The 11,910-nt window shown below is 34.5% G+C and carries 10 protein-coding genes; all 10 read right to left on the reverse strand.

Annotated features, from left to right (window positions below; translation table 11 throughout):
• Window positions 1-135: 135 nt before the first annotated feature.
• The 10 genes from U0M88_RS04200 to U0M88_RS04245 all read right to left on the reverse strand — a co-directional run bounded on the left by U0M88_RS04200 (window position 136) and on the right by U0M88_RS04245 (window position 11,633).
• Window positions 136-870 (reverse strand): abortive infection family protein, encoded by a 735-nt coding sequence (locus U0M88_RS04200; RefSeq protein ID WP_265130102.1) that lies wholly within the window; start codon window positions 868-870, stop codon window positions 136-138.
• A 158-nt stretch (window positions 871-1,028) separates the two neighbouring features.
• Window positions 1,029-2,285 (reverse strand): 5-methylcytosine restriction system specificity protein McrC, encoded by a 1,257-nt coding sequence (locus U0M88_RS04205; RefSeq protein ID WP_205178060.1) that lies wholly within the window; start codon window positions 2,283-2,285, stop codon window positions 1,029-1,031.
• A gap of 8 nt (window positions 2,286-2,293) precedes the next feature.
• Window positions 2,294-3,190: an McrB family protein gene (locus tag U0M88_RS04210; protein WP_331869006.1), complete on the reverse strand. Its 897-nt coding sequence runs from the start codon at window positions 3,188-3,190 to the stop codon at window positions 2,294-2,296.
• Between the two features lie 80 nt (window positions 3,191-3,270).
• Window positions 3,271-3,921 (reverse strand): hypothetical protein, encoded by a 651-nt coding sequence (locus U0M88_RS04215; RefSeq protein WP_331869007.1) that lies wholly within the window; start codon window positions 3,919-3,921, stop codon window positions 3,271-3,273.
• A 24-nt stretch (window positions 3,922-3,945) separates the two neighbouring features.
• Window positions 3,946-5,193, reverse strand: a complete 1,248-nt coding sequence (gene dcm / locus U0M88_RS04220) for a DNA (cytosine-5-)-methyltransferase (protein ID WP_331869008.1) — start codon at window positions 5,191-5,193, stop codon at window positions 3,946-3,948.
• Window positions 5,194-5,422: 229 nt separating this feature from the next.
• Window positions 5,423-6,724 (reverse strand): 23S rRNA (uracil(1939)-C(5))-methyltransferase RlmD, encoded by a 1,302-nt coding sequence (gene rlmD / locus U0M88_RS04225; protein ID WP_331869009.1) that lies wholly within the window; start codon window positions 6,722-6,724, stop codon window positions 5,423-5,425.
• On the reverse strand, window positions 6,721-7,494 hold the full coding sequence (locus U0M88_RS04230) for a methyltransferase domain-containing protein (protein WP_331869010.1): 774 nt from the start codon (window positions 7,492-7,494) through the stop codon (window positions 6,721-6,723). The genes rlmD and U0M88_RS04230 overlap by 4 nt, the downstream gene beginning before the upstream one ends.
• 57 nt (window positions 7,495-7,551) lie before the next feature.
• Complete coding sequence (gene thiI, locus U0M88_RS04235; protein ID WP_331869011.1) at window positions 7,552-8,742, reverse strand: tRNA uracil 4-sulfurtransferase ThiI; 1,191 nt, start codon at window positions 8,740-8,742, stop codon at window positions 7,552-7,554.
• A complete protein-coding gene (locus tag U0M88_RS04240) occupies window positions 8,726-9,856 on the reverse strand; it encodes a cysteine desulfurase family protein (RefSeq protein ID WP_331869012.1) in 1,131 nt (376 codons plus the stop codon). Before U0M88_RS04240 ends, thiI begins: the two co-directional genes overlap by 17 nt.
• A 1-nt stretch (window position 9,857) precedes the next feature.
• On the reverse strand, window positions 9,858-11,633 hold the full coding sequence (locus U0M88_RS04245) for a septation ring formation regulator EzrA (protein ID WP_331869013.1): 1,776 nt from the start codon (window positions 11,631-11,633) through the stop codon (window positions 9,858-9,860).
• Between the last annotated feature and the right edge of the window lie 277 nt (window positions 11,634-11,910).

Below are 11,910 nucleotides of genomic sequence, written 5' to 3' on the forward strand. Positions count from 1 at the left end.
AGGTAACCCTCCTTATTTGTTTGCGGTAATTCCACAATACTATGAATTTTTTTACCAAAGTATAATGGTAAATCCACGATGCAACAAATTAAGGAAGGTTACTTTTTTTATCCCTCCTTCGTCATTTCATATTGTCTATTTATATTTACCAATATGCATTTTATACGTGTCCCAGGTAAAGTGTACGATAGTTAATGATGCGTTCATTGCTAATTTAGCGTATCGCACAGGTAATTCTGTATAATTCTTTCCTTTACCATGCCCATCACCTTTATCATTTCTAAGAGAATTTAAACCATCAACTACCTGAATGAAACTACTTAGTATTTTCTTAACATCATTATTATTTTTAGCTGAGACATTTTCTTTCGGATCTAGATTTAATTTTAAAAACACTTGTTTTCTTAATTGTACTACAGTGGATGATGGAGAATATTCCTCGTCAAATTCATCTAAAATGTGTTTGAAACAGGACTCTAATAGTTCTTTAGATTTCCCTATCACATCCGAAGGTGATTCTTCAACTAATGACATCATTATGCTGAGTTGACTAGCTATATAGACATCATTAAACTTTTCTTTGACATCAGTAACCAATGTACTGCTAAATGTTTGATTAGTTGAAAACTTTGACATAAGCGCTTTCAATTTCGGATAAAGATTTCTCTTTTCAACCGTAAGTAAATCTTCAATGTTTTGATATTCTATATATTCAATTAAATCAGTAACTAATTTTATAATTTCACCATCGTCAGCTTGATTTATAAACTCAACAAAGGATTTTCCTTTTGATAACTTATATTGCGTTTGGAGTGGTATTCCAACAGAATTCAGCGTAAAATCATCAAATTCTGAATTACTAAAATTCAAAACATACCCACCATCATTAAAAAAAGTACTAATGAAATTTTTATCATTAAAGCTAAGCAAACCCTTACACACCTCGCAGTCTTACTACATGTTTTAAGGATAACATCGACTCTTTATGCATCAAACGATATGCATAAAGAGTCATAACACTATAATTACTAATCAATCTTTATATCTAGTAATGTCTTTTCAACTGTATCCACAAATAGATTAATAGATTTCAGGAAATCTTTTCCTGATTTATCAGCAATATTTATAAAACAAGCCGTTATTACATAAGGATTAAATATATCTGAATTTAAAGTGAGCGTCTCCGGTCTTTTGTTTAAAAAAGAAGGATACAGTAGAATTACTTTTTTACTATTTAATAATCTTGCATATGTAACAATTTGATAAATATCGCTATTATTAAAGACATTATAAGCTTTATTTTTAACATCTAAAACTCCATAAGCAGAAGGTAAATAGTCATAACTTTCATCTTCTACAAGATAACGATAAACGATATCCGGTTGATATTCTCTACTATCATAACAATTATCACTTTTTAGAATATCTGCAAATTTCTTGGAATTTTCCCATGTGAAAAACTCCCTTTTATCTGGAGTTTCTTTTAATATTTTAATAACAAAATCCTCAAATAACCTATCGAAATTTATAATAAAACTTTCTGTTCCAATTGTGTTTCCCACATCTTCATAATCTAATTGATCTATTATCATTGATGCGTAAATCAATGTATTTCGATACCTTGAAGTATTGGAATTAAAATTTATATTCTTTAATAATTCGCTACCATTTTTAACATTTGGAGATACATTTTCAAAATACATTAAAAGTTTTGTAGCAGTTGAAGTATATTTCTTTACATTTTTTAGTTTCATTAAAGCAGTAGCAATAAGTCTATTAATATCATTATTTAATGAGAGTCTTGATACCTTTGTGTCGACATATTTCTTTTTGTTTAAAAGATAATTCTTGTAGGTGCTGGGATAATGGACATTACCTTTAATAGTTCCAAGCTTTTCATTCGATATTCGATAGGACTGTATAATACCCAACTGAATATTTTTTTGAAGGTTTTCCAAAAAAAGCTCCGCAACATCTACCTCATTTTGGGCTTCTGAGATATCTAATACAGACGAACTATCAGAAGTCCTATACCCATAAACATATAAGTACATTCGAAAAATATGCTCGAATCCTATTTCATTATACTTTGGTTCCAAATTTATTTTGCGAACAGGTGTTACAAGATACCCAACATAGGATTGGCTTATAGTTAAAATAGAGTTGTTCTTTTCTTCTCTCGCCCATCTTATATTGTTCTTATGTACAAATTGTTCAAAATAACTAAATTCTTCATCCAATACATTTATAATTGTTTGTCCAGCAGTCTCAATTTTATTAAACATTCACTCACCTACACTTGAAACTCTGCTTGAAAAGCTATTTTAAATTCATCTATATCTTGAATACCATCTGCAAGGTTTTCACCAACTATAGTATTTATTGCATTAATATCATTAAAACTATATTCCACCAAAGTTGGTAATAGCACAAAATTAAATTGATTTTTAAACTCTTCAAAGTTCCAAATAAAGTCATCACCTGTTTTGTTTGGAATGAAATAAGATTGCCCTAAAATCAATTCGGAATCACCTAACGTTTCTAAAATTCTTTGATTTATAATTTTTAATATGTTACCTAGGTCAAAATCTTCAAGAATGACCTTTTCTGATAAAAAGTCGTAATTTGGTAATAAATTTATAAAAGCAAAACGCCTTCTGATTGCTAAATCTAAAAATGCTATGTTTCTATCACTAGTATTCATTGTTCCTACAATATATAAATTATCGGGAATGTTTAATTCTTTAATTCCTTTAATTGGACGTGAAAGTTTTACCGAATATCCTCTATCTAAAGTAAGGATTGTCTCACCAAATATTTCTGCAATATTACCTCGATTTAATTCATCGATTACAAATAGGTATTTATTATTTTTATCCTGCTTTGCTTTTTCTACAAAGTCTAAAAACAAGCCTTTTTGAGTTGAAACAATCGTTGCATTTTGGTCATTTACCGTCAACGTCTCAGATCCTATAAAATCTTCATAAGAATAGTTAGCGTGAAATTGAACCATTTCTGTTTCTGCAAACTCTCCACTATTTTTTAATAGATTGGTGTATCTAGATTTCCCAACTCCAGGAACCCCCGTCAATACAATTTGCTTTTTATAAAGTAGCGTATCTAGTATTTCCTTATCTGAGGGATTATCACCACTTAAAGCTAAATATTGTGTCGTTTCTTCTTTGGTCAATAGATTTTGTTGGTACTCCTCTGAAGTACTGATTGATTCAACCTCAGGTTGTTTTTTAGTATCAAACTCAAACTTATCTCTTATTTCCGAACCTTTGATAATAGTTTTAGAAGGTGCAATTCTATTAAAAGATATATCATCATCAAAAAGCCATAAAAAATCCTTTTTATTTTAAATAACTTTTTAATCACTTTTTCTAATACACGTGTAAATTCTTTTTCATTCGGTTCATGTTCAAATTCAAATCTTGTAAAACGAAGCACCCATGCAGTAAAATGCGATAATGATATCCTATTCCCTTTAAGATAATATTCTTCTAATATTTCTTGATAGTTATGTTTTAATGTTAAATTTGAATTATTATCCTCATAGATAGGGATATTGAAATTTTTCTTTTCTATTGTGTCCTTAATTCTACCAATAATTCTAGTAAATTCTGTAGCTGGTTGATATAACTCAAGTTTTCTAAAACCGTTCGGGAACATCAACACTTTACTTTTAGGTTTCTCAGTTGAATCAAATAATCCACCTAACATCCACAATGACTTTAAGTAATCAGTTTTTTGCTCTTCAGAAAGACTTCCACTTTTGTATGTTACCGGAAACGAGTGGGAAATCCCAATTCTTTTAGACAATAGAAAAAGAAACAATGAAGAGTCAGGATCCACTTGAAGATTTTCAAAATAATCTATTGAGTTTAAAACATTTTCTTTTGAAATATAATAATTCAATTTATCTCACTCCATATAATAAATTTAATATCCCGCTTCAATTAGCTGCTGTACTATAGATTTACCAATAATCTCTCCTAATTTGGGTGGAACAGCATTTCCTATAATTGTATATTTAGCTGATACTGAATCTCCGACAAAAATGTAATTATCGGGAAATGATTGAATTCTAGCAATCTCCCTGACAGAATATCTTCTATCCTCCAAAGGATGTAAAATCCCACTATTTTCAGGGGTACTAGCAGCTGTGATTGTTCCATTAATCTCATTTCTAGCAAACCTTCTATAGAAATTAGGAGAACGATATTTTTTCATATTATCCCTAATCTTTTTTAATCTCTCAGGTAAATGTTCGTATGGGATGTCTTTCCATGAACCTCCCTCAGGAATGAATGGGACTAGTTTCTTGCTCTGAGGAGACAACTCCCACACCTCATTTTGATTAGGTAATCCTTCAACACCTTTTAATACATATCCTACAGTTAACTTTTCAGGATCATAATCAATTGGTTTTGGAAATTCATAATCAATGTTTATATCGCTTCTAATGCCGATAATTATAACTCGAAATCTATTTTGTGGCACTCCATAGTTGCTAGCTTTTAAAAGTTTATATTTAACTTTATAACCAGGCTCTGTGTTTTCTAATAGAGTAACAATAGAATCCATTAATTTGGAGCCATCTTTATTTTTCATAGATAATAAGCCACGAACATTTTCCATGATAACAACTTTTGGCTTTTTGGCATTTATAACCTTTAATACTTCCAAATATAAATTTCCTCTGTCATCTTTTGTACCTAATCTGTTACCTGCACTTGAAAATGGTTGACAGGGAAAACCAGCTACAACTACATCAGCATTCGGCATATCGTTAGCATTAATTTTTGTGATATCTTCTTCAGTTATCTCTCCGATATTAGCACGATAATTTTCAATTGCTGGTTTTAGAATATCATTAGCAAACACTATGTTAAATCCAGAATTAATTAAACCTAGATCTAACCCTCCTGCTCCACTAAATAATGAAATAGTATCTAGTGACATTGATAAATCTTTTTTTTCATTTACATACTCAACAATATCTTCTAATCTACAATCTAATGTTTTACAAATACGACCTAATATTTCCATACTTACATTTTGATTTTTACTTAGACGTGATAGTGTTTGATTAGTTATTTTTGCTCTATCTCTCAATTGAGTTTTATTAATATTTTTCTCTAATATTAACTTCCATAATGGTTTATAAGAAAATGCCAATTCACTCACTCTTTCTAGAATAAAATTCTCTATTAATAGAATATCACATTTGGATATCAATTCAAAATGAAAACATCTGTTCTGTCAACTCCCCCCACCCAAAAGTCATCCTATCAACTCAACCCTACCTTTACTGAAAACTACTCTTCCTTTTCAGCAAAATAAAAATAAGATTCCCCAGCTTGGACATTCTCCAAAACCACTGGAAAACCTTATTCTATCAACACTTCAACTCTTCTTATTCATCCACCCTAGACATCAATGCTACCAACTCCACATGTTGGGTCTGTGAGAACATGTCAAATGGTTGTACAGATTTGATTTCATAGATTTTCTGCAGCTGCTTTAGATCTTTTGCCAATGTACTGGGATTACAGGAAACATAAACAATCTGGTTGGGTTGTTTTTTTAAGATGACTTCCTTCATCAATGCATCTAGTCCCGTTCTTGGTGGATCTACCACCAAAGCATCTATAGTTTCTTTCATGTCCCTTAAAGCTTTTCCGGCATCCTCACAAACAAAAGACACATGTTTCAAATGATTTCGCTGTGCATTTTCATTTGCGTTTTTTACGGCATCCTCAATATATTCAATCCCAATTACCTTTTTAGCTTTTTTGGCAAGCATCAAGCTCATGGCTCCAATCCCACTATAGGCTTCCACTAAAACATCACAAGGCTGAATCAAATCTTTGACATAATGGTAAAGACGATAGGCTTGTCTAGTATTCAACTGAAAAAAAGAACGTGGAAGAAGCTGCAGAACCAAGTCATCCAAATGCAACTCCATTGTTTCCTGCCCATACAATAAGCGCATTTCTTTCCCATAGATATCTACACTATTGTCTGTTTTAATACTTTGCCATATAGAAACAACCTGTTCAAGTTGACTGATTTCTTTTAACATCTCTGCATCTAAAGTATCTTGACCCGTTACCAGAATAACTTGTATTTTTTCTTCAAATTCTTTGATGACAACGGTGCGTAATCCAGATTCTGTTTGAAAATCATACGCCTGCATCGAATGCGTATTAAAAATACTTTCCAGCATCTGTCTGGTTTGCTCCAAACCTTTTTGATGTACAATACATCGTGGAATGGAAACAAAAGTATTAGATTCTGCTTTGTACATACCCAGTCTGATTTTTCCATCAACTTGTTTGACTGGCATCTTACAGCTGTTTCGATACCCTAATACAGACTCATTTTTGATTAAGGGATTGATCTTTCCTCGATAACCGGCATACTTGGCTAAGGTTTGTTTTAAGATCTGCATCTTCATTTGACACTGGCCTTTATAATCTACATGCATCAAAGCACATCCATCACACTGGTCGGCATACGCACATGGCGATTTTCTTCGCCTTGGACTTTCTTTAAGAATGCTTTGCAGATGGCCGATACTATATCGAGGCATTTCCTTTTCTAACATAAAAGAAACAACTTCATCCGGAAGTGCTCCTTTAATAAATACCGGTTTATGATGAAGATAACTGATTCCTTCGGCATTGATTCCCCATTTTTTTATCGTTGTTTTCATTTTTTCCTCCAAATACGAATTAAAAATTCTAAAGTCACATCCATTCCTTGTAGTTCTTTTACTTTTTCTAAAGCCTTAGGATGTGTTTTATAACGATACGGTGTCATCTCTAGTAAGCTCCAACAATCTTTTATCCATTTCTTCTGCGATAAAATAGTTTCCTTTACCAATTCAAAATTTGAAAGCTCTTTAGACGACATGGGATTGAGATACGGCGTTTGATACAATACTTCTTTTAATTCCAGACAATGTTTTGGACCTGGCCCAACTTCAATCCATATCCCTTTCTCTTGTAGAAGACGAGCAAACTCATCAGCAGCCTGGGGTACAAAAATAGATACGATACCATCAAAAGAAGAATCGGTAAAAGGTGCATCAAAAAAGCTGGAGACAATATATTGTGTCTTCTTATCTTGTTTGGAAGCGTATAGAATGGCTTCTTTACTCAAATCGATACCTACACAGCTTAGTACGATCTGTGAAAATGCCTTTGTATAATAACCTTGCCCACAGCCGGCATCCAGTAAGGTTTTGATTTCATATATTGACAATTGTTGACAAACAAACTGACGCATAAAATCATAAACATCACTTTCTAAAAAAGAGCTTCTCGCCTTAACCATCAACGCATTATCCCCGGAATGCTTTTTCTGTTTCATTGATAAATTCACATAGCTCTGCCTGGCGATATCATAGACATGATGATTTGAACAGACAAAGCTTTTTTCTTGTTTAACTAATGGCTCTTTACATTTTGGACAAATTAACATAGCTAAAGTTTACAACAAATCCGCAAAAGAAAAAAGACTTCATCTTGTGATGAAATCTTAAAATAAATCGTCCTCTTCTTTTTGAGGATGTACCCAGATCGACTGCACGTTCTCAATACATTCCTGTACTAAAGCTTCATAGTCAAAACGAGCTTCATATTGTTTACATTTATCCACTCTTGGTTTAGTCACAGGGTTTTTCGGTGTGAAAATCGTACAACAATCTTCATAAGGTAAAATGCTGGTTTCATATGTACCTATCTTTTTAGCCAGATCAATGATTTCAATTTTATCCATACATACGACTGGACGAATCATAGGTAAGTTTGTAACTTCATTGATGGCCACCATGCTCTCCAAAGTCTGACTGGCGACCTGTCCTACACTCTCTCCGGTACAGATGGCCAGGGCTTTTCGGTTTTGTGCTAAACCTGCCGCAATACGCATCATCATCCTTCGCATCAATGTAATGGCATAGCTTTCATCCGCATTTTGATAGATCGCAAGCTGTAAGTTAGTAAAAGGTACGATATGCACCAGTAGATCGCCCTGATAGCCGGATACCAGTCTTGCGAGTTCCATGACTTTTTCTTTGGCATTCTCACTGGTATAAGGTGGTGAAGCATAATGAATGCATTCGATACGAACACCACGTTTCATCATCAAATACGAAGCGACCGGCGAATCAATACCACCGGATAGAAGGACCATGGCTTTTCCTCCCACTCCAACCGGATATCCACCAGCCCCCGGATACTTATCTGTCATGATATAAGTCGCATCCGCGTGCACCTCAATGACAATCTTGACATCAGGATTATGCACATCGACCTTCCATTCACTGTTTTTTAAGATCGATGTCGCAACCATACGGTTGATTTGATCCGAAATAATCGGGAAATTTTTATCCGAACGACGTGCCGCCACTTTAAAAGTCTTTTTTTCGTGCAAAGGCAGGGCCTGCATACACGCTTGTATGATTTCATCCATATCGCTGTTGGTTTTGATCGCAAAACTAAACGAGGAGATACCAAACACCTTTGCGATCACATCTTTGACTTGATTCGCATTCTCATCATGTAAATAGATGTACATACGATCATGTTGGCGTTCAATTTCCAATGTCGGAAAACCCTTCGTTGCTATTTTTATATTTTCATGAAGCTGTTTGATAAAGGTATTGCGGTTCTTTCCCTTTAAAGAAAGTTCCCCATATCGAATCAGTATATGATCATATTTGTAATCCATAACTTTTTAAAATCTCCTTACATATTTCTATAAACTCTTTTGTCTGCTCTATCGTGTTGTCCTTATCAAAAGACAAACGAATCATATGTGTCGCAATCTTTTCATCATATCCCATGTGCAGCAAGATAGCACTAGCATGTTTTGAATGCGAAGAACATGTACTTTTTGCGCTCACACAAACACCCTTCTGATCTAAGGCATTCAATAAAACCTCGCTTGTGATCTGATCAAAAGACACATTTAAGATATAAGGAATCGCATCTTCCGGTGAATTGATGTGTGCACCGGGAATCTTTACAAGTTCTTTGCGTAAATATTGATTGATCTTTTGAACTTTATCATAAGACACTTCTTGTTCCTGCAAAGCCAGACGAATCGTTTTGGCAGCACAAATATTGACAGGCGCATTGCTGGTGCCGCCTCGTAAGCCAAATTCCTGCTGTCCCCCCTGAATCAAAGGCATAAGCTGAACCTTCTTCTTTTTGATCAAGATACCGCTTCCCTTTAAACCGTGGATTTTATGCATCGAAAGTGTCACAAGATCCAACTTTTCAAAAGGAATATCGATTTTAGAAAAGCTTTGTACACAATCGCAATGAAATACGCAGGTTGGATGCATATGAACTACATCGGCTAATTTATCAATTGGATTGATGGCTCCCATTTCATTGTTGACATGCATACAAGATACAAGAATCGTATCTTTTCGTATCTTGTTTTTAAGCTCCTGCCATGTAACCTTTCCACTGGCATCAATCGACAAGTATTCAACTTCAAAACCCATGGATTGTAACCATTCAAAAGAATGACTCACACTGGCATGTTCCGCATTGGATAAAAGAATGTGCTTTCCTCGATGCGAATTAGCCAAACAGTAACCTATGATGGCCAATGAATTAGATTCACTGGCGCTGGAAGTAAACAACACTTCTTCATAAGCAACTTTCAACATCTCGGCAATCTTTTTGCGAGATGTTTCCATCATTTTTGAAACCTCACGCCCCGGTGTATGCATCGCATCCGGATTGGCATACGCTTCCTGTATCAACTGGGCATAAATACGAGAAACCTCTGCACGTACAGAGGTTGTCGAAGAATTATCAAAATAAATCATATTATTGCACCTGGTTCATCACAGCCGGATCTTTTTTCGCAATCAGCTTTTCATAAATACCCGGATGCATGTTTTCAATGGCCTGAATCGCAATACGTAAGGCTTTTGTATATTCACCATTATGGAAATACAATTCAGCCTTAGTCAGTTCTGTATCCATTTCCGGATGACTGCTTCTAAAACGATTTCCAAAGACGATCGCATTTTCTACCATAACGGCTACACCAGTTAAGTTATTGGCGTTGTTGTAGAGCTTATAGATAAAATCAATCGCATCCTGCAGATCTGCATTCAATGTCTGTACATCTAACGGACTGTGATCCAATACTACACGCACTCTTTGAATCAAGCGTTCTCCTTCTTTGATATCATCATCAAATTGACCGGAGATGCTTGGCAGCTGGCGAATTGCTGCATTCAAACGAACTTCATTTAAGATCAGCTGCAGCTTGATCAACTGCTTTTTCGCACGACTTTCATCACTGCTGGCACCTACCAGCATTTTCTTCATCGACTGAATCTGTTTTTCAAACTCATCGGCTTCCTGCACAAAAGCACGATAATTGTGAATCAGATCCACACTTGTTTTATCATCCTGATTCAACTGTGTTTCAATCAAATGTTTCTTCTCTTTTAAACTGGCACACTGTTTATCCGCCAACATGAAATGCTGCGTCCAGTCTTCCAGACCAAAACGATCTTTAATATTGGCATACAAGCTTTTGATTTCAGACAATTCATCTTCAATGCGATCCAGAATAGCCAGCTTGGCATTTAAATCACCATGAATTTCTTCATAAGCACTTTGTTCCTGCGAAATGTTATCCTGTAAAACCAAAACCGCATCGGTTGTTTCATTCAACAATGTATCAGCTTTAGTTACTTCACCGGAATCTAATAAATTCAATACGTTTTGCACATTGTCCTTAAATCCACTTACTTTATTCATTGGCTGTAAATAGCTCAAATCTAAACCACTTGCCTCCATCGTCTGAACATTGTGTTCAACTTCTTCAATGGCTCTAGGCAATACAGTCTTTGCCTTTTCATACAGATCCGGATAGGCTGCGATCACAGAGCTTAATGTATCAACCTGTTTACTGATCTTTTCACATTCATCTTTTGCCTTATTAAACTCGGAAGCATACATCCATTCTTCAAAATTCGTAAACTGATTTTCAATATCTTCCAATTTGGCATCAATCAAAACGGCAGCGCCATAGAAGCTGCTTCGATTATCCTGGTAAACAGTTTTTACACTGCGGAAACGTTCTTTTAAAGCACTGGCCAGCTCACGAACTTCGCTTTCCTTTTCCAAAATATGATCTAAGCTCTGGTTCACGATACGAATTCTTTCTTTAGTATCATCAATTAAAGACTCAATTTCATCCATTTTACGCATTGCTTTTTTCGCACGACGGGAATCTAACAGATGATCGGCATCCGTAAATAAATCTTCAATTGTAGATACACTTTGTTGGCAAGTATTATATTTTGTCGTTAAATTCTTAACACGTTCCATCACATCATCATTGACACGAGCAAATGCACTGGCTTTGTTGAATTTAAAAGCCAGCTGGTTATTGCGAATCTCATTGATTTCCACTTCCAGCTCTGTCAAACGTTTTTCTGCCTTACGACGACGAATCATTCTGGAAACGATCCAAATCAAGATCAACAACAAAAAAGCGACGGCAATATATACCAGTACGGTCGTTGATATATGCGAACTAATAAAATCAATGAACGAATTAAAAATATCTAAAACTGCATCCATGACAGTACCTCCCAAATGAATCTCATATATTATAACAAATCTTTATATTCTGTGCATTAACATTTCAAATTTTCTTGATTTATAAATGTACATTTGGTATGATTTCTAGGCATAAATTGATAGCAGCATACAAAGCCCCGTCTTTAGAAGCTAGCACCATGTTTTTTTGACTCTAAACTTGATCGAAACTCCTCAGAAGTCCCGTGTTTACGGAACTTTTTTGTTTTCTAAATAATTTTAAAAATTTTTTTATTTATGTTATAATAATGGTGCTATA

Source organism: Faecalicoccus sp., assembly GCF_036552745.1.
Lineage (GTDB): Bacteria > Bacillota_I > Bacilli_A > Erysipelotrichales > Erysipelotrichaceae > Faecalicoccus.

Bases quoted from the DNA above. Each gene is read 5' to 3' on its own strand.
- U0M88_RS04205 (WP_205178060.1), bottom strand. From the start codon at position 2,285: ATGTTTAATAAAATTGAGACTGCTGGACAAACAATTATAAATGTATTG.
- rlmD (WP_331869009.1), bottom strand. From the start codon at position 6,724: ATGAAAACAACGATAAAAAAATGGGGAATCAATGCCGAAGGAATCAGT.
- U0M88_RS04230 (WP_331869010.1), bottom strand. From the start codon at position 7,494: ATGTTAATTTGTCCAAAATGTAAAGAGCCATTAGTTAAACAAGAAAAA.
- thiI (WP_331869011.1), bottom strand. From the start codon at position 8,742: ATGGATTACAAATATGATCATATACTGATTCGATATGGGGAACTTTCT.
- U0M88_RS04240 (WP_331869012.1), bottom strand. From the start codon at position 9,856: ATGATTTATTTTGATAATTCTTCGACAACCTCTGTACGTGCAGAGGTT.
- U0M88_RS04245 (WP_331869013.1), bottom strand. From the start codon at position 11,633: ATGGATGCAGTTTTAGATATTTTTAATTCGTTCATTGATTTTATTAGT.